15 protein-coding genes are annotated in these 19,182 nt (G+C 67.4%); 14 read left to right on the forward strand and 1 reads right to left on the reverse strand.

Annotation, left to right across the window (positions count from 1 at the left end):
- Positions 1 to 731 precede the first annotated feature (731 nt).
- From NQK35_RS01435 to NQK35_RS01470, 8 genes are all read left to right on the forward strand, one after another.
- Entirely contained in the window at positions 732 to 1,121 is a 390-nt protein-coding gene (locus NQK35_RS01435) for a GntR family transcriptional regulator (RefSeq protein ID WP_048728704.1), read from the forward strand.
- On the forward strand, positions 1,118 to 2,014 hold the full coding sequence (locus NQK35_RS01440) for an ATP-binding cassette domain-containing protein (protein ID WP_257114343.1): 897 nt from the start codon (positions 1,118 to 1,120) through the stop codon (positions 2,012 to 2,014). The genes NQK35_RS01435 and NQK35_RS01440 overlap by 4 nt, the downstream gene beginning before the upstream one ends.
- A complete protein-coding gene (locus tag NQK35_RS01445; protein ID WP_257114344.1) occupies positions 2,011 to 2,733 on the forward strand; it encodes a hypothetical protein in 723 nt (240 codons plus the stop codon). The genes NQK35_RS01440 and NQK35_RS01445 overlap by 4 nt, the downstream gene beginning before the upstream one ends.
- 694 nt (positions 2,734 to 3,427) lie before the next feature.
- Positions 3,428 to 4,816: a glycine--tRNA ligase gene (locus NQK35_RS01450; protein WP_111822865.1), complete on the forward strand. Its 1,389-nt coding sequence runs from the start codon at positions 3,428 to 3,430 to the stop codon at positions 4,814 to 4,816.
- Positions 4,817 to 4,856: 40 nt separating this feature from the next.
- The gene (dusB, locus tag NQK35_RS01455; RefSeq protein ID WP_257114749.1) at positions 4,857 to 6,134 is read left to right on the forward strand and encodes a tRNA dihydrouridine synthase DusB; all 1,278 of its coding nucleotides are present in this window, start codon (positions 4,857 to 4,859) and stop codon (positions 6,132 to 6,134) included.
- Between the two features lie 12 nt (positions 6,135 to 6,146).
- The gene (gene aroD, locus NQK35_RS01460; RefSeq protein WP_257114345.1) at positions 6,147 to 6,989 is read left to right on the forward strand and encodes a type I 3-dehydroquinate dehydratase; all 843 of its coding nucleotides are present in this window, start codon (positions 6,147 to 6,149) and stop codon (positions 6,987 to 6,989) included.
- A gap of 109 nt (positions 6,990 to 7,098) precedes the next feature.
- Positions 7,099 to 8,730, forward strand: a complete 1,632-nt coding sequence (locus NQK35_RS01465; protein ID WP_257114346.1) for an alpha/beta hydrolase family protein — start codon at positions 7,099 to 7,101, stop codon at positions 8,728 to 8,730.
- 89 nt (positions 8,731 to 8,819) lie between these two features.
- Entirely contained in the window at positions 8,820 to 9,329 is a 510-nt protein-coding gene (locus NQK35_RS01470; protein ID WP_048742189.1) for a DUF4853 domain-containing protein, read from the forward strand.
- Positions 9,330 to 9,495: 166 nt separating this feature from the next.
- On the opposite strand, the gene NQK35_RS01475 is transcribed toward NQK35_RS01470, so the two are convergent.
- Positions 9,496 to 11,559: a glucose PTS transporter subunit IIA gene (locus NQK35_RS01475; protein ID WP_257114347.1), complete on the reverse strand. Its 2,064-nt coding sequence runs from the start codon at positions 11,557 to 11,559 to the stop codon at positions 9,496 to 9,498.
- 251 nt (positions 11,560 to 11,810) lie between these two features.
- Between NQK35_RS01475 and NQK35_RS01480 the strand changes: the two genes are divergently transcribed.
- The 6 genes from NQK35_RS01480 to NQK35_RS01505 are packed head-to-tail and all read left to right on the forward strand — an operon-like array spanning position 11,811 to position 19,180.
- Positions 11,811 to 12,962, forward strand: a complete 1,152-nt coding sequence (locus NQK35_RS01480; RefSeq protein ID WP_373567087.1) for a glycosyltransferase family protein — start codon at positions 11,811 to 11,813, stop codon at positions 12,960 to 12,962.
- Positions 12,959 to 14,164 (forward strand): glycosyltransferase, encoded by a 1,206-nt coding sequence (locus NQK35_RS01485; RefSeq protein WP_257114349.1) that lies wholly within the window; start codon positions 12,959 to 12,961, stop codon positions 14,162 to 14,164. The genes NQK35_RS01480 and NQK35_RS01485 overlap by 4 nt, the downstream gene beginning before the upstream one ends.
- On the forward strand, positions 14,164 to 15,285 hold the full coding sequence (locus NQK35_RS01490; protein ID WP_257114350.1) for a glycosyltransferase family 4 protein: 1,122 nt from the start codon (positions 14,164 to 14,166) through the stop codon (positions 15,283 to 15,285). Before NQK35_RS01485 ends, NQK35_RS01490 begins: the two co-directional genes overlap by 1 nt.
- The gene (locus tag NQK35_RS01495) at positions 15,278 to 17,080 is read left to right on the forward strand and encodes an ABC transporter ATP-binding protein (RefSeq protein ID WP_257114351.1); all 1,803 of its coding nucleotides are present in this window, start codon (positions 15,278 to 15,280) and stop codon (positions 17,078 to 17,080) included. The genes NQK35_RS01490 and NQK35_RS01495 overlap by 8 nt, the downstream gene beginning before the upstream one ends.
- Positions 17,077 to 18,213, forward strand: a complete 1,137-nt coding sequence (locus NQK35_RS01500; RefSeq protein WP_257114352.1) for a phosphotransferase — start codon at positions 17,077 to 17,079, stop codon at positions 18,211 to 18,213. The genes NQK35_RS01495 and NQK35_RS01500 overlap by 4 nt, the downstream gene beginning before the upstream one ends.
- On the forward strand, positions 18,200 to 19,180 hold the full coding sequence (locus NQK35_RS01505; protein ID WP_257114353.1) for an aminoglycoside phosphotransferase family protein: 981 nt from the start codon (positions 18,200 to 18,202) through the stop codon (positions 19,178 to 19,180). The genes NQK35_RS01500 and NQK35_RS01505 overlap by 14 nt, the downstream gene beginning before the upstream one ends.
- Positions 19,181 to 19,182: the final 2 nt, after the last annotated feature.

Genomic DNA, 19,182 nt, shown 5'->3' on the forward strand with positions numbered 1-19,182 from the left:
GGTGCAATGCCCACGGATCGGGTGTACCGGGCTCGCAGACAGGAACGATTGCGGAACCTGGAATCCCGCAATACGAAAGAAAGGGGCATCAACACCCCCCCACCCATAACCCGGGACTTGGCAGGCTAGTCAAGCGGCGACGTCACGCGGGGCACTGCACCCGTTGTGTGGCTCTACACCCGTTACGTGGAGCTACACCCGTTACGTGGAGCTACACCCGATCAGAACGGGTGCAATGCCCACGGATCGGGTGTACCGGGCTCGCAGACAGGAACGATTGCGGAACCTGGAATCCCGCAATACGAAAGAAAGCGGGCTCAACAACCCCTCATACATAACCCGGGACTTGGCAATCCGTCGGGTTTGAGCACGCATGGATAGGTTAATGATTCCAGTAGTCGGACCCAGCTGCGCAGGCGTGGGCGCATGGGAGAGGGGAGCGGTCGCTGAGTGGCCTCCTCAGTGGGTGGTTACTTCGCACGCTCGCACGCATGTCCGTGTGGTCGCTCGCCTGACGTGAGTAGATGTCGCGGAATTTCAATGTTCTGTGGCTATGTCTCATACGTGCCGAATGGACATCATGTGTGACTGTGGGTGCTGTGCGCGATGGGTGTCCAGGTCCACACCGAGTGTGATGTGGGTCATATTTGCTGAATGAGCTTGACGGGATAGGTGGTTCGGTGGTTTATTAGTCATGTAAGGAACCACTGAACATGAATAGGGAGGTATCCATGCCCCCGACCTTCGTCTCGGGGATCCCGATCTACGTCCAGATCGCCGACAGCATCCGCGCCCAGATCCTGCGCGGCGCACTGTGCGACGGGGACCAGCTCACGTCCACCACCGAATACTCCGCCATGTACCGCATCAACCCCGCCACCGTCGGCAAGGCGTTCGCCATCCTCGTCGACGAGGGGCTCGTTGAGAAACGACGCGGGATTGGCATGTTCGTCGCCGAGGGGGCCCACGCTTCCCTCGTCGAGGCGGGCCTGAAAACCTACGTCGACGACACCCTCTACCCGGCCGTCGAGGCGGGACTCGCGCTCGGCCTCGACATCGGCTCCATCGCGGACCATGTTCGCGCGTACACGGCTAAGACTCGCACCAAGGAAGACTCATGATCACCTTCAACGCCATCAACCACGCCTATCCGGGGGAGGCGGAACAGGCCCTCACCGACCTCTCCCTCGAGTTCGGTGACTCCACCGTCACCGCGCTTGTAGGCCCCAACGGATCGGGAAAGACAACCCTCATGCAGATCCTTTCCGGCCTGCTTCCACCCACCTCGGGAGGCGTGTCCATCAATGGAACGGGCATGCGCCCCAACGACCTGCTCGGCTACTCGGTCATGGCCTCCTCCGACAGGGACTTCGACAACTCCTCTGCTGGGGCGCTAGTCGCATACGCCTCCCTGCGCCCAACCTGGGATCAGAAGCTCTTCGACCACTACGCCCAGCGTTTCGGATTCCAGATGAAGCGTCGCAAGAAGCTGCGCAAGGTCTCCTCCGGCCAGGCCGCCATCCTCACGGGCGCCGTCGCGCTGGCCTCCGGAGCTCCCATCACCGTCCTCGACGAGATTCAGGCACCCCTGGACGTGCCCACCCGCTATGCCTTCTACGAGGAGCTGCTCACCCTGGCCGCCGACGCCATGGAGGGACGTCGCCCCCGGCGCACATTCCTCATCTCCTCGCACATGGTCTCCGAGCTTGAGAATGTCGCCGAAGACGTCGTCGCTCTGAAGAACGGGCGCCTCCTGGCCCACGAGAGCGTCGAGACGTTCACCTCCCGCATCTGCGCCATCGCCGGAAACGCAACCGACGTCGAACGCTTCCTGATCGACCACCCCGGCCTCGGCGTCATCACCTCCCGAACGCTCGGATCCGCCCGAGAGATCGTCGTAGACCTGCGTGGACGCGGCATCACCGACCGCGAGATCGCATCCCACTCCCTCACACTCTCGCCCTGCTCCTTCCAGGACGCCTTCGCCTACCTCATCCAGGAGAAAGACCAATGAGCACTGCAAACCCCGACCTCATCACATCATCCCCCTCGCCACTGCGCGTCGGCCTCGTCGGCTGGCGATTCACGGTCGTGCTCTACCTGCTGATCGTGAGCTTCCAGTTCCTCGTGAACTTCCTGGTCAACGGCATCGTCTACCTCTCGGTCTCCGACGTCACCGAACAAGTGGAACAGGCCGCTACGAACTCCGCTTTTGTCACGGGCGTCTTCCTCTTCGTCTGCGGGGTCCTCAGCGCCACCGTCAACATGCGAGCCTCCGCCCTCAGCGGCGGGTCGCGCCCCGTGCTCACCGCGGCGAGCTACGTGCACTCCATTGTCATCATTGGCCTGGGATCCCTTATCTGGTGGCTTCTTATCGCCATCCATCCCCTCCTCTTCGTCATGGGACGTGAGTCCTTCCCTCTCGGCGTCGACTCGTGGATCTTCGTCCTTGTCGCCTGGGTGGCGTGTGACGGAGCTGGGCGCTTCATCGGCGGGCTCTCCCGCTGCATCGGGTCGACCTGGAAGCGGGCCTTCGTGCTCATGGTCGCGATCCCGCTGGGCATCTGTGCCATCGGCGCGCCGGTCACGTGGCTGGTCCTCACCCTCGTCCACAAGTCCGGCTACCTTCCCCCCATGCACCCGGCCTTCTGGCTGCTCGGCCTCATCCCGCTGACCGTCGTCGCCGCCGGATGGCCCCTGACGGCGGCAGGCCACATACGCCGCGTCGGCTGACACCGAGCTAACCCGCTGACAACCGATCCCAAGCGCTGCTTCCCCGGCCTCGTCCCCTCATACGGAAGGGACGAGGCCGGGGCTGTTTCATGGGTGATCAAAAGGCGCGTGCGGTGGCGGTGTGACTGTGAGGGGCGCCGGTGTCGAACAGCCGATGTTGAAGGCGGTTCTCACCATCGACGAGAATGGTGCATCGCGTTGCTGGGGTGCTGACGCTTTGGCTTTGTTGCTCGGGAAAGTCGATGTTTGAGGCGGTTGTCTGTACCTCGGGGATGCGGCTACGTCATCGTGCCCTGTGCGTGGCCGCCCCGTCATCCGCCGTCGCCATGCGGGGATGCCTGGCGGGGCCCGCTCACGCGCATGCGGATAGGTTTGCGTGATGCCGTCGAAAACACCCGGGCTGGGCGGCCTGCTCACGCGCATGCGGATAGGTTGCGACGATGTGGATAGGCTATTGACATCCGGATAGGTTAATAACCTATCCGGATGTGCATAACCTATCCGTATGTTCATAACCTATCCGCGAGCGCGCCGGGCGAAGAGCGTCGCAGGGCCCAGCCAGAACTCCAAGCGCGACCCTGTGGTGGGATCCATGAGGGCGCAGTGGCCCGGAATCACCCGACACAGTAGTTATCGGCTAGTATCGGTTGGGACACGACAGCCAGTCGTGCCTGACATATTCAAGGAGTTACAAGTGGCTAAGGGACCCTCCCGCCTCGACAACGTCATCAGCCTGGCCAAGCGCCGCGGCTTCGTCTTTCCCTGTGGTGAAATCTACGGCGGCACCCGCTCCGCGTGGGACTACGGGCCGCTGGGCGTGGAGCTGAAGGAAAACATCAAGCGCGCCTGGTGGAACGCCATGGTCCGCCGCCGCGCCGACGTCGTTGGCCTGGACTCCTCCGTCATCCTTCCGCGCGAGGTGTGGGTAGCCTCTGGCCACGTCAAGGCCTTCACCGACCCCCTCATCGAGTGCCTCAACTGCCACAAGCGCGCCCGTCAGGACCAGCTCATCGAAGAACTCGCCGAAAAGAAGGGTGTCGAGGAATCCACCCTGTCCAACGACGACATCGCCTGCCCCAACTGTGGCGTGCGCGGCCAGTGGACCGAGCCCCGTGCCTTCTCCGGCCTGCTCAAGACCTACCTGGGGCCCGTTGACGACGAAGCCGGCCTGCACTACCTGCGCCCCGAAACCGCGCAGGGCATCTTCGTCAACTACGCCAACGTCATGAACGCCGCGCGTAAGAAGCCGCCGTTTGGCATCGGCCAGATCGGCAAGTCCTTCCGCAACGAGATCACTCCCGGCAACTTCATCTTCCGCACCCGCGAGTTCGAGCAGATGGAACTCGAGTTCTTCTGCGAGCCCGGCACCGACGAGGAATGGCACCAGTACTGGATCGACTACCGCAAGGCCTGGTACGTTGATCTGGGCATCGACGCGGAGAACCTGCGCGAGTACGAGCATCCGCAGGAGAAGCTCTCGCACTACTCCAAGCGCACCGTCGACCTGGAATACCGCTTCGGTTTCCAGGGAAGCGAGTGGGGCGAGCTCGAAGGCATCGCCAACCGCACCGACTACGACCTGAGCGTCCACTCGGAGGCCTCCGGCGCCAAGCTCGACTACTTCGACCCGAACACGAAGGAACGCTGGACCCCCTACGTCATCGAGCCCTCGGCGGGCCTGACCCGTTCCCTCATGGCCTTCCTCATCGAGGCCTACCACGAGGACGAGGCCCCCAACGCCAAGGGCGGCGTCGACAAGCGCGTCGTGCTCAAGCTGGATCCGCGCCTGGCTCCCGTCAAGGCCGCCGTCCTGCCGCTGTCGCGCAAGCCCGAGCTCACCGGCCCCGCCCAAGAGTTGGCCGACGAGCTGCGCGGCATCTGGAACGTCGATTATGACGACGCAGGTGCCGTGGGACGGCGCTACCGTCGCCAGGACGAGATCGGCACGCCCCTGTGCATCACCTACGACTTCGACTCGATCGAGGACCACGCCGTGACCATCCGTGATCGTGACACGATGGAGCAGGTGCGCATCCCCCTCGACAAGGTCAAGTCGTACCTGATCGAACGCCTTGGCTGCTGACTCGCTCGCATCCAACACAGGCGCAGCCGCCCCGCTTCGCGTGGGGCCGCTGCGCCTGTGGACACCCCTGGTCCTGGCCCCCATGGCCGGGGTGACGGACGTGCCCTTCCGACGCCTGTGCCGCATCATGGGCGAGACCGGGCTGCCCGACAACCTGCGTCCCACCGGCATCCCCTCCTGGGCCGCCGATTCCGGGCAGGCGGCCACGGCCTCGTCCCCGGGCACCCCCGGTGAGGCGTCGAACGAGCCGCGCCACGTCGCCATCCCGCGAGTGGACGCGCCCGCCGGCCTGTACGTCACCGAGATGGTGACCAGCCGCGCCCTCGTCGAGGAAAACGAACGCACCCTGGAGATGGTGCGCCCCGACCCCTCCGAGCGCGTGCGATCCCTGCAGCTGTACGGCGTGGACCCCGCCGTCATGGCGCGCGCCGCGACGATGCTGATCGAGCGCGACCTCACCGACCACGTGGACCTGAACTTTGGGTGCCCCGTGCCCAAGGTGACGAAGAAGGGTGGGGGAGCGGCGCTGCCGTGGAAACGAGATCTCTTCGTTGACCTTCTCGATTCCGTCGTTCGTGCCTGCCGCAAGGCGGGGGAGCGAGCCGGGCGTGAGATCCCCGTGACCGTCAAGATCCGCATCGGCATCGACTCCTCCCACGAGACCGCCACCGACGCGGCCCTTTCCGCCCAACGGCTGGGGGCCGCCGCGCTCACGCTGCACGCGCGCACCCAGACCCAGCACTACGCGGGCAAGGCCCAGTGGGAGCACATCGCGCGACTGAAGGAACTCCTCGACATTCCCGTCTTCGGCAACGGCGACGTCTTCGAAGGGGTGGATGCCCTGGACATGCTTGAGCGCACCGGGTGCGACGGTATCAGCGTCGGACGGGGAGCGCAGGGGCGGCCCTGGATTTTCCGCGACATCGTGGCCGCCTACCACGGCGCACCCATCCCGGCAGGCCCCACCCTGGCCGAGGTGATCGCCGTGATCGAGCGCCACGCCGCGTGGTGCGTCGTCGACCAGGGGCAGGAGGAGCGTGCCCTGCGAGAGATGCGCAAGCACATCGGCTGGTACCTGAGGGGATTCGCCGTCGGCGGAGCCCAGCGTCACGCCCTCTCCATGGTCTCCACCCTGCAGGAACTGCACGAGAGACTCGGCGAACTGGACGCCGACCAGCCCTTCCCGCCCGCCGCGCGAGGCCCACGCGGACGGGCCGGCGGCGAGAAAACCCCCCACCTGCCCGACGGCTGGCTGGACCACCCCCACCTGACCGAGGCCGAGCGGGCGCGCTTGCACCTGGCGGAAATCGGATACTAGAGCGAAGGAACCATGCCGCAACCAGAAACGCCTGCCCCCGAGCCTGCGCCCAGAGTCATCACCCTTGGCAGAGCCGGGAAGAAGACGACACTCGGTGGCCGCACCCGGGTGATCGTCCCCTTGACCGGCGACGCCGCCTCGCTGCGCTCCCAGGTGGCCGCGCTGGCATCCTCCCGCGCCGACATCGCCGAATGGCGGGCCGACACCTTCCTGGCCTCCCTCGTCGGCTCACACTTCGTGGCCGCCGCAGACATCCAATCCGAGCTCACGTCTGCGGCTCGCTACGTGACCGACGCGTCGCCCGTCCCGGTCCTGGCAACCATTCGCACCTTTGTCGAAGGGGGCCAAGCCTACCTCGACGACGAGGAGTATTGCGCGCTCGTGCGCTGCCTCGCTCCCCTCGTCGGGGCGGTCGACGTGGAGGTATCCCGGGACGGAGCCGCCTCGCTCATCGAGGATGCTCATGGGGCCGGTGCGCTCGCGGTTGCTTCCTTCCACGACTTCGAGGCCACGCCCTCGGACGAGGTTTTGGCCGAGGTCCTGGCGGCCATGAACCACGCGGGTGCGGACGTGCTGAAGTTCGCCTGCACGGCCACCAGCGCGACTGACGCCGCCCGCGTTCTGGCCGCGCAGGCCTGGGCGCGCGAGGCCTATGACCGGCCCATCATCGGCATCGCCATGGGGCCCGCGGGCGCGCCGACGCGCCTGGTGGGGTCCGCCCTCGGGTCGTCCGCGACCTTCGCGTGCCTGCCCGGCTGGGCGGGGAGTGCTCCCGGCCAGTTCACGGTGGAGCAGGCGCGCGCCGTCCTGGACGTGGTCGAGCGTGCAGGCCTGGGCGCCCGCGGCGCTGAGTGAGACACAGGGGCTGCGTCGGTGCCCGTTGTGTACGATGAGTCCGGTCCCGTCAACAGAACAATGAGAGCGTCTGCGCCGCGCACGCAATGAGGCGCTCGGAGGGGTGAGAATGAACTGGTCCGACGTTCTTCAGTGGCGCTCTGAGCCGCTCGCCGAGTACGGGCGCGAGGCTGAGAAGCACTCGCGTGAGCTCCAGGAAGCGGCTGAAAGACTCGTCGCCCGGCTGAACTCCCTGACCGGGCGCGGCCAGACCGTCACGGCAGTGCGCCGAGCCCTCACGCAACGTATCTCGGTGATCGAGGAGCAGGTCAACTACCTGATCAGCGTCAGTGAAATCGCCAGCGCCGGAGTCGACGGCATCGACGACATTCGCGCCGACATCGCCGACATCCAGGAGACCCTCGCGTCGCAGCCGATCCACATCGATACCAGAGGCGTCGTCTCCCTCGTCTCCAGTTTGCTCGAGTCGGCTCGGGACCTCCCGACGCACTACCTGGAGATGGTGCGAAGCGTCGCGGAACGAGTGGCGAGGGTCCTCGCAAAGGCCATCGCGCTGGAGGCGAAACTGGCCGGGATGATAGCGGCCCTCGGCCTGGGCGCGTACGACAATCACGTGAACTACTCCGCCTCGGGTCCCTCGCGTCCCTCGCTTCCCCCTGCGGGTGCGAGCGAGCAGGAGGTCGCCTCGTGGTGGGCGAACCAGAGCGACGCCAACAAGCAGTGGCTCATCGAGAACTATCCGGAGAAGATCGGCAACCTTAACGGCGTTGACGGCACGTCGAGGGACAAGGCGAATCGGATCGTCCTGGACCAGAAGCTCAAGGACCTGCCAGGACAGATCAGTCAGCTTGACGAGGAGATTGCCGGTGCGTCCTCCCCGTCCGTGCGTGAGGCCCTCCGGCAGAAGAAAGCAAAGCTCCAGCATGAGTTGGATGAGCTGGAGGTGGTCAAGACGACCCTCGATAGAACGTTCGTTGATCCTAAGACTGGGGGCAAAGGTGATGGTGTTCCCCGCCAGCTGCTGGGCCTCGATTCCTCCGAACGTAACCTCAAGGCGATCGTCGCCCAGGGCAACGTGGACACGGCGGACCACGTGGGCGTGGTCGTGCCCGGATTGCATACGAACGTCGAGAAAACGTTGGATGCCTACGACAACCGAGCATCGGACATGATGACCAGTGCGAAGGAACAGGTCAAGTCGGGTGAAACCGTGGCGATGGTGTCGTACCTGGGGTACGACGCCCCGCAGAAAGAACTCGAGGCTGCGACCACCGTGTACGCGGACAAGGGAGCCGTCGGCCTCGCAGGCTTCCTCAACGGCATGGATGCCTCGCGCGAACACGGGGCGGGGGACGCGCACATGACCGTCTTTGGTCACTCGTACGGCTCCACGACCTCGGGTAAGGCCGCAGCTCTCGTGAACGAGGGGGTCGTGGACGACATCGTGCTGGCCGGGTCGCCGGGCGCGGGCGTACAGAAGACCTCCGACTATCACGTGCCCCAGGGACACGCGTGGGTGAGCGCGGCACCCTACGCGTACGACCTGGTTCAGGGCTTGGGGACCGATGTGAACTTCGGGAGGAACCCCGACACGATGCCCGGCTTTCACCACCTGTCGGGCGACGTGGGGCCGGCGCCGAAGACGTACGATCCCGTCGGCCTGCATATGGCCTACTTTAATAAGGGTACTCAGGCCCAGCGTGAGATTGCCGGCGTGATTGCTGGCGTGGGGAGGAGTTAAGCGTGAGGCTCGCACGTGCCGTCGTTTCAGGAGTCTGTGTGGCGTTGCTGTGTGCTGCGTGCGTTCCCCGTTCGGAAGGAGATAACAAGGTGAATCCTGAGCATGAGGCAGCCGCGGAGGTTGCTCAGCATCTGCACTCGATTGAGGAGTTTCAGCGGGATGTGGAGCCCGCGATTGTTGCCGCGCGCAACGAGTTCCTCACCGAGGACACGATCATGGGTCTGTTTAAGAACGATTACATCTCTGAGATTTATCCCGAGGAACCTCCCCTGTACACGCTGCTCTCTCGTTTGTATTTCTTCTCTGAGACTGACGCTGATCGTCTTCGGGATGTTTACGATGCGAAGCTCAAGCCGTTGGGGTTTACATTCTCGGAGAAGCACACCCCCGAGATGGTGCTCATGTTGTGGACCAATGCCGACTATTCGGCGAGCGTTGAGGTCGTGACCCACCTGGGGATTCGAAGTGGCGCACACTATGGTGCCAGGAACCTGCGCAGCGACGGAAGTACCGACCAACCGTCGAGGCTGTTGCCCCTTGAGGGGCGGGAGCCCGACTGGCTGACCCCGGAACTGACCGAGAAGTACCGGGAGCAGTAGCAAGGGGGCGGGTAAGAGTCCGCCATCCCTTCGCTGACCTCGTTCGCGCGGTAGCGAGGGCTCGTGCCAGCGTGGACGGGGAGGAGGCTGTCCCCCGCGAACCGCGATGCAGGTGGGGGCGGACCGCATGGTCCGCCCCCACGTCAGGCAACGATAGTGAGTCGGCTCACGCCTGCTTCGGGCTCACGGTCACGACCGTGTCACCCGGGGCAACGGGGCCCGGCTGCGCCGACGACACCTCGCCGAACTTCTTCTTGTTCGTCACGACCATGGGGGTGATCGTGTCGTAGCCTGCCTCGCGAATGACATCCCAGTCGACATCCGCCAGCACGTCGCCGCGGCGCACCACGTCGCCCTTGGCCACGCGAGGCGTGAAGCCCTTGCCCTCCAGCTTCACCGTGTCCATACCGATATGGATCAGCACCTGGATGCCCGACGCCGACTTGATGCCGTAGGCGTGACCCGTCGGGAAGGCCACCGATACCTTGCCGTCACAGGGCGCCACGACCGCGCCACCCGAAGGCGAGACCGCAATACCGGGGCCAAGAGCCCCCGCAGAGAAGGCCTCGTCGGCCACATCGGACAGCGCAACCAGCTGACCCTCCAGCGGAGAGGTCAGCGTCAAGTCAGCCACCGCCGCGGCGCTAAACTCCGGAGCAGCGGGGGATGCGGAAGCGGCAGGCGCGGCCTGGGTCACCGGCGCGGCAGCCTGGGTGGGGGTCACGCCAGCCTTCAGCGCGGCCTTGCGCTCGCGAGCCTCGGCGCGCTGCTCCTTCGTGCGGTAGTCGAAGACAACGACCATCAGGAACGCCGTGAAGAACGCGACCGCTATGCCCAGACCGTACAGGGCGGTGGGGGAGAAGACGGGGATCGTCAGCAGGGACGTGAACACGAAGGTATGGGTGATAGCGCCCCCGCCAATGCCGATAGTGAGGCCGCCCGCAACACAGCCGGTGAGCATCAGCGGGTAGATGCGCTTGAAGCGCAGGTGAATGCCGTACAGGGACGGCTCAGAGATGCCTCCGAAGAGCCCGGCAGCCAACGCGCCGGAAGCGGTCTGACGCATGTCGGCGTCGCGGTCGCGAATCGACAGGAAGAGCACGCCGGCCGTCGCGCCGAAGCACGCGAAGTTCCACGCGCCCATCGGACCCTGGATGAAGTCGGACCCGGTGGCGGCGAGGTTTGCCAGCTGCAGGGCGTTGAGCGGCCAGTGCAGGCCCAAGGGCACCAGGAAGGGGTAGATGATCGGGATGATGATCGCGAAGAGGATCGGGGCGTTGCTGTTGAGCCACGCCAGGCCGCCACCCAGGCCGTTACCGATCCAGATGCTCAGGGGGCCGATGAGGAAGGCCGTCAGGGGCATGATGATCACGAAGGAAATGAAGGGCACGAACACCATCTGCACGTTCGCGGGGATGATCTTCTTCAGGCCTTTGTACAGCAGCGCCAAAATCGGCACCATCAGCAGGGGGACGAACACCTGGCCGCCGTAGTCCGCCAGCTGCAGGGGCAGGCTGCCGATCAGCGGAACATTGTCGATCTGGGTCGTGCACTGCAGCAGATCGTCTTTACCTTCGACGAGCTGGATACAGGTGGTGGCGGGGAACTTGGCAACGTCGCTCAGGCCCAGGAAGTTCGGGGTGAGCAGCGACAGGATGACGGCGGTGCCCACCCACGGGTCGATGTCCAGCTTCTTCGAGGCGTTGTAGGCCACCATTGCCGGCAGGAAGTAGAAGACCGCGCGCCACATGGAGTTCACGTAACCCAGCCACACAGGGATCGTGTCCGCACGCGTGTCAACCACGTGCAGGGCATCCAGGACCGCCAGAAACGCCAGGATCAGGGAGGCGCCGAGCAGGACGGGAAGCAGGGGGCGGAAGGAATCGGACAGATACTCGAAGAACGCATCCACGATCGCGTTCTTACCGCGCGCCTTCGCGCGAGCAGCAGCCTTCACGTCTTCGTTGGACGCCGCACCCGCGGACTTCATCGCGGGAAGGTTCTGGATGTCGTTGTAGACCGACTGGACGGCACCGCCGATGACGATCTGGTAGCGGTCGCCCGACTGCGGGACCGCCCCCAGGACACCGTCGATGGACTCGACCGTGTCCTTATCGATCACGGAAGCATCGCGCAGCTCGAAACGCAGGCGCGTCGCGCAATGGGTCAAGTGGGTGATGTTGTCGGGGCCACCGACTGCATCGAGGATGGCCTGTGCCGTGTTGGACACGGGGGCTCCTTCCGGTAGAGCGCCTTTCGACGCTGAATGGGACACCTTGAGTATCACAGGGCGCGGCCCCTCATGGGAAGTGCGCGCGGTCCACTTCACACTGCGGTGCTTCCCTGCAGGCCAGCGAGCGCGCTCCTAAGCTCATTAGAGGTTTCTCATGGGCGTCTCATTCCCCTCTGGGCTTGACATCCCACAGTAGAGGCATTGGACCGCTACAGGAAGGGGGTGGCGCGTTGACAACGCCACTATCCGTGCTGCTCTACAGCCACGACTCCCAAGGGTTGGGGCACGTGAGGAGGAACCTGGCGCTCGCCCACCACATCGCCGCGGGCGTCGGCGCGGGAGGGCTGCGCGGACTCGTTGTCTCGGGCCTTGCTCCCTCGCCCCTGTTCACCCTGCCCAACGGCTTCGACTGGCTGGTGCTGCCGGGAGTCGAGAAACGAGACGGAGTCTACGTTCCCCGTAGGCTCCCCGGCACCCTGTCCGAGACCGTTGCGCTGCGCTCCTTGATCCTCGGCGCCGCGCTCGCCGGCTTCGCTCCCGACCTGGTCATCGTCGACCGACACCCGCTGGGGATTCGCCGCGAGCTCGAGGCGCCGCTTCGGGCGCTGCGCCGCTCCCACCCGGGAGCCCGCGTCGTCCTGGGACTGCGCGACGTCCTCGACGACCCCGCCGTCGCCGCCCGTGAGTGGGAAGGGCTGGGCGGCGCCGACACCCTGGTGCCCCTGGTCGACCAGGTGTGGGTCTACGGCGACCCGCGCGTCCACGACGCCACGAGCAGCGGCGAGATCCCTCCGGCCCTGGCCTCGCGCGCCCTCTTCACCGGCTACCTGGCCGCGGGACGCACCGACGTGGACCCATACCCCGGGCGGCTCTCCCGCCCCTACGTGCTCACCACGGCCGGCGGAGGCTCCGACGGAGGACCCCTCGTCGAGTCGGCAGCCAGCGCACGGGTGCCCGCCGGCCACGATCACATCGTCGTGGCCGGCCCCCAGCTGGCCGAGGATCGCTTCGCCCGCGCCCAGGCCCTCGCTGGGCCCTCGACCACCGTGGTGCGATCCTGCCCCGGCCTGGCCCACCGGATCCGCGAGGCCGCCGCCGTGGTCGCCATGGGCGGCTACAACACCGTGTGCGAGATCCTCGCTACCTCCACCCCCGCCCTCATCGTCCCGCGGGAGAAACCGCGCCTCGAACAGGCCATCCGAGCCCGCGCGCTCTCCCGTGCCAGCGCCGTTGACACCGCCCGCCAAGAGACCGCCACCCCGGACCTGCTCTCCCGCTGGCTCGCCGGTGCCGTCTCCACCCGAACCGACCGATCCCACGTTGAGCTCGGCGGCCTGGCCGCCGCAGCCCGAGCCGCAGCCCGTCTGCTCACCCGCACCCCCGAAGGAGAACTCACATGACCCGCATCGGCTACGTCCTCAAGGTCTACCCCCGCTTTTCCGAAACCTTCGTCGTGACCGAGATCCTTGCCCGCGAAGACCTCGGCCAGGACCTGTCCATCTACGCGCTGCGGCCCACGACCGACACGCGCTTCCACCCCGAGATCGCGCGCGTCGAGGCCCCCGTCAGGTGGGTGCCCCGCCCCCGCAAGGCCGCCGAGCTGTGGGAGACCCTCACCGAGGGCCTCACCGACGAGGACATGCGTCGCCGCTTCGTTGATCTCATGCCCCACATAGCATCCCTGAGCGCCGATGACGTCGCTCAGGGAGTCGCCCTCGCGCGAGCGGCCCGCGAGGACGGCATCACCCATCTGCACGCCCACTTCGCGTCCCTGGCCGGGCGGACCGCGTGGATCGCCTCGTCCCTGACGGACATCCCCTACACGGTCACGACCCACGCCAAGGACATCCACCACGACTCCGTCGATATGAACCTGCTGCGCAAGGTGTGCGCGGGCGCCGCCCAGGTGATCGCGATCTCGAGCTACAACCAGGACTACCTCAACCGGGTGCTCGAGGGCACGGGGGCGCGCATCATCCTGCAGCGCAACGCCCTGGAGCTGGCGCGCTTCGCCTACCGAGACCCCAAGCCCTCCTACGGGCCGCTGCGCATTCTCGCGGTCGGACGCCTCGTCGAAAAGAAGGGCTTCGCCCACCTCATCGACGCCCTCGCCCTGGCCCGAGATGCCGGGATCAACTTCGACGCCCAGATCATCGGCGAGGGGGACCTCGCGGGCGAGCTCGCCCAACGCATCGAGGACAGGGACCTGTCGGATTCGTGCCGCCTGCTCGGGGCGCGCACACAGAACGAGGTCCGCTCCCTCCTCGAAAACTCCGACGTTTTCGTCGCACCCTGCGTGCCCGGCGCCGACGGCAACATCGACGGGCTCCCCACCGTCATCCTTGAATCCATGGCCGTGGGCACTCCCGTGATCGCCACCTTCGTCAGCGGCATCCCCGAGGTCGTCATCAACGGGCGCACCGGCGTCCTCGTTCCCCCGGCCTCCGCGAGCGCCCTCGCGCAGGCTCTGGGAGACATCGCGTCGGGTCGCGTCCCCGCCCGGGATCTGGCCCGAGGTGCGCGAGCCCTCATCGAGGAGACCTACGACTCCCACGTCCAGGCCGCCCGCCTGGCGAGCCTCGAAGACGAGGAGGAGCGCTGATGCGAATCGCCTACGTGTGCGCCGACCCCGGCATCCCCGTCTACGGCACCAAGGGGGCCTCCGTCCACATCCAAGACGTCGCGGGCGAACTCGTGCGGCGCGGGCACGAGGTCGAGATCCACGCCGTGCGCCTGGGCGAGCACCCGAGCGCCGACCTGGCGAGCGTGCCCACGTGGACCTACCCGCTGCCCGTCCACTGCTCCGACCGCGAACGCGCGCAAGGCATGGCGGCGAGCGCCATTGCCGAGCACCTCGAAACGGACACCCCCGACCTTGTGTGGGAGCGCTACTCACTGTTCTCCACCGTGCTCGCCCGCCTCGCCGACACCCGGTCGGTCCGAGGAATCCTCGAGGTCAACGCACCCCTCATCGACGAGCAGCGAGAGCACCGTAGGCTTGACGACGAGCAGGGTGCCCTGGCGAACCTGAGGGAGCAGGTGCGCGCGGCAGCCGCCACGATCTGCGTGTCCGAACCCGTGCGCGCCTGGGTCGAGGAGCGCACCGGCACCCGGCGTGCCCACACGATCCCCAACGGCGTGGACACCACCAGGATCACGCCGGTGGGCGAGGAGGACGGCCGCGTCGTCGTCACCTTCGTGGGAACCCTCAAGCCCTGGCACGGCGTCGAACACCTCATTGAGGCGCGCCGACTGGCTGCGGCCCCCTGGAGCCTGCGCATCATCGGCGACGGCCCCCAGCTTCCCCACCTGGAGGAGAGCGCGAGGCGCGCGGGCATCGAGGCGGACTTCCACGGTTCCGTCCCGCCCCTCGACATGCCCGCCCACCTGGAGGGAACGGCCATCGCGGTCGCCCCCTACCCGATGCCCGAACGCGCCGCAGACCACTACTTCTCGCCCCTGAAGGTCTACGAGTACATGGCCGCCGGCCTTCCCGTTGTCGCCAGCTCGCTTGGGCAGATACCCGACGCGCTCGACGGCTGCGGCGTCCTCGTGCCGCCGTCCGACCCCGCCGCCCTCGCGCGTGCGATCGACTCCCTCGCCCAGGACCCGGCTCGGCGAGCCGAGCTGGGGGAGCGGGCGCGACGCCTCGCCGTCGACCGCCACTCCTGGAGCGGGGTCGTCACGCGGGCGCTCGACCTGTTGGGGGTGCGCCATGCCTAAGATCGTCCGGGGTAAGCGCCTGAGCCCGCTGGCACGCACCCTGTCCCTCGTTGGGCCGGACGTGCGCCCCAACCGAGGCCTCGCCGTGGGCGGCATCGTCGCTCTCCTCATGGACGTCGTGTTCCGCGTCATGGAGCCCTGGCCCATGAAGATCGTCGTCGACTCGGTGTTCGAGGCCGCCCTGCCCAAAACGGACGACGCGTGGGCGGCCGCGCCCATGATCGTGGCCTGCGCGCTCCTGCTCGTTCTCATCGTGGGACTGCGCGCGGCCAGCAACTACCTGGCCACCGTGTGCTTCGCGCTCGTCGGCTCCCGGACCGCCCAGTCCCTGCGCGCCCGCGTGTTCCGCCACGTGCAGGGCCTGTCCCTGCAGTTCCACGCGCGCAACCGCAGCGCGGACACGGTGCAACGCATCGTCGGAGACGTCAATCGCCTGCAGGAGGTGGCCATCACCGCCGGGCTGCCGCTGTTGGCCAACACGGCGACCCTGGCGGTCATGCTCATCGTCATGATCGTCCTGGACCCCTTGCTCGCGCTCATCGTCGTCGCGGCCATCGCGCTGTTTCTTCTCCTCTCGCGAGGCTCCTCCCAGCGCATCACCGTGGCCGCCAGGAGCACCCGCAAGGGCGAGGGCCAGCTGGCCAACACCGCGCAGGAATCCCTGGCCTCGATGCCCGTCGTCCAGGCCTATGGCCTTGAGGACTACATCGCGAAGCGCTTCGGGGGAGCCAACGGGCGGGCCGTGCGCCAGGGTGTGAAATCCCTGCGGCTGGCGGCCAGGCTCGAACGCTCCACGGACCTCCTGGTCGGCATCGCGTCGGCCATCGTCCTCGTCGGAGGCGGCCTGCGGGTCCTCGACGGCGCGATGGGTGTGGGTGACCTCGTCCTGTTCACCTCCTACCTGCGCACCGCCATGAAGCCCCTGCGTGACATGGCCAAGTACACGGGCCGTATCTCTCGGGCCGGGGCCTCCGGTGAGCGCGTCGCCGACCTCATGGAGGTCCGCCAGGACATCGCGACGCACCCGGACGCTCTCAGCCCCGCCCGCATCGGTGGGTCGCTCGAGTTCGACCGCGTCGTCACCGAATACGACGGCGTGGAGGTCCTCCACGACGTGTCCCTCAGCGTCGCCCCGGGGGAGAGGGTGGCGATCATCGGCCCCTCCGGCTCCGGAAAGTCCACCTTGGCGTCCCTGGTGGTGCGCGCTCAGGATCCCGTGCGCGGCCGGGTCATCATGGGCGGCTACCCGATCAAGGAGCTCTCCCTTGCCGCGCTGCGATCCAACGTGACCCTGCTGCACCAGGAGGCCGTCCTCTTCGCCACCACGATCCGCGAGAACATCGCCCTGGGGCGCGAGGGCGCCTCGTATGAGGAGATCGTGGCGGCGGCCAAGGCCGCCAACGCGCACGCCTTCATCATGGAGATGCCCGGCGGTTACGACGCGCAGGTGGGCGAGCGGGGAGGAACTCTCTCCGGCGGCCAACGCCAACGCATCGCCATCGCCCGAGCGCTGCTGCGCAACACGCCTGTCATCATCCTCGACGAGGCCACCACCGGCCTGGACCCCGAATCCGCCGGCCTCGTCCTGGACGCCATCGACGGCCTCGTGAGCGGGCGCACCGCCCTGGCCGTCACCCACGACCCCCAGGTTGCCCTGCGCTGCACGCGCGTCGTGTGGATCGAGGAGGGACGGATCCTCCTGGACGGAAGCCCCGCGCGTCTGCTCGCACAGTCCGATCTCTTTCGAGCCTGGATGGCAAGCGCCGCGGCGAACACCAGCGGAGCGGGGGCATGATGAACGAGTCCATGTCCCTGGCAATCTCCACCCTCCTCAACCCGGAGCGCCTCAGCGGCGCCCTGGGCGAGGCCAGAGCGGCCAGCCGGGTGCGCATCAAGCCCGGTGTTTCCGTCAGCGCATCGCTCGTTGACGCCGACGGGGTCCCCGCGGGTTGGGCGCGCATCCTGTGGCCCGCCGCGAGCCCGAAGGCGGACAAGACCGCCAGGAAGGCGCGCAGCCTCGGCCTGCCCACCCGGATCCGCCCCCTGCCGTTCGACCTGCGCATCCAATGGGGCGGCGTCGAATCCGACCCCGCGCTCATGACCCACATCGCGCGCGCCGCCGCCGCGGGGAGCGTCGACCCGGCGACCTGGAGTATTCTGCGCCACAACCCCCTGCGTCGAATTGTCGCCCGGAGCGGCGGAACCATCGTGCGGATCCGGACCCACTCCAGGCGGGTCGACACCGCCCTCGGCCGCTACCTGCAGGAGGCCATCCCCGTCCCCGAGCGGCTTGACGACGCCGCAGACCCCCACGTGTGCGTCCTGTCCGACGCGGGAGGCTGTGACCTGTCCACCCCGCGCGGGAGCGCCGAGCAGGTGCTCAGCTGGAACGAGGAAGCCGGTGGCCTCTTCGCCCGCCTCCATGCCAGCGCGCCACCCCTCCACGTGCGGGCGGCGCTGGCCGCGCCCGCGCCCTCCACTCCCGACACGCTGCGCGTCCACGCCGCCATTATCGGCGTGCTTGATGCGGACCTGGGGGCACGCATCGAGGCTCTCGCACGCGTTGCCCCCGAAGCGCCCGGCGGGGCCTGCGCGATCATCCACGCCGACGCCTCACCGGATCAGGTGCTCGTCAGCGGGTCGGGTCGCCTGCTCCTGGCCGACTTCGACCGCGCCCGAATGGGGAACGCAGCCTTGGACGTCGCCTCCTACACGGCCGCCACCGGCCCCGATGCCGCCTCCGCCTTCCTGCGCGGCTACGAACAGGCCGGTGGGTGCATTCCCGACGAGGTGACCATGGCGGCGGCGCTTCTACACGCCCGCGCCCTGTCGCTGGCAGACCCCCTGCGCGAGGCGCGCCCCGACTGGGCGCTGCGGGTCGGACAATCTCTGGACCTCATGGAGGAGAACACCCATGGCACTCATTGATAATGTCGTGACGATCCCCGGTCTTCGGCGAGCCTGGCCCGCAGACGAGGCCATCAGCGTGGAGATCGTCGACGAACGCGGACGGATACGAGCGGGACGCGTCGACCAGTCGGGACTGGTCCTCTCCCTCTACGCCTGCGACCCGGTGCTGGGCACAATCCCCGTGGGGGAAGGATCCCTGGTCGTCCACCGCCTCGCACGCCGCGCCGTCGTGGTTGGCGAGGACCGGGTGACCAAGCACGTGCGCAAGGGCGGCGAACGCATCGCCCGCGCAACCGTGACCGCCGGGCGCGCCTACCGATCCTGGGGGCTTGAGACGGCCTCGATCACGTCCTGGACGCCCACCTCCGTCACCTTCACGAGTCTGCCCGGACGCTGCCTCGCCGACATCGGAGACGCGGGCCTGCCCGGGTGGCGCCTGCTCGCCGACTCCTGGCGCCCCGTCAGCGAGGCTGACCTCGCCCGGCACAGCGGAGCCCACGAAGCCAGGAATCTCGCCCGCTGGGCGCAGCACGCGCGACGATTCGACACCGTCCAGGACGGCCCTCGCCTCGCCGAGGCAGTCCTGGAGACCTCCCGGCGCCTCGTGGAACCCGCCGACGCGGCCCCCGTCGTCTCCCACACCGACCTCCACGACGGTCAACTCCTGTGGGATGGCACGACCCTCGGGGTCATTGACCTTGACGGAGCCCGCCTCGCCGAGGCGGCCCTGGACCTGACGAACCTGCGGGCGCACGCCGAACTGGCGCGCCTGCGCGGTTCCCTGAGCGCCCGAGGCCTCGACTCCATCGTCGGGTGGCTCGACGACGCCGCCCGACGCATGCCGACCTCGCAAGGGCGCCTGAACGCCTACCTGGACGCCGCGCGCCTGCGCCTCATCTTCGTCCACTCGTTCCGGCCCGGATCGCGCGCCTGGCTGGATGACTGGAGAGATCACGCGCTCGGTGGCCTCGCGAACACCCCCTAGCG

The organism is Schaalia odontolytica (genome assembly GCF_024584435.1).
Lineage (GTDB): Bacteria > Actinomycetota > Actinomycetes > Actinomycetales > Actinomycetaceae > Pauljensenia.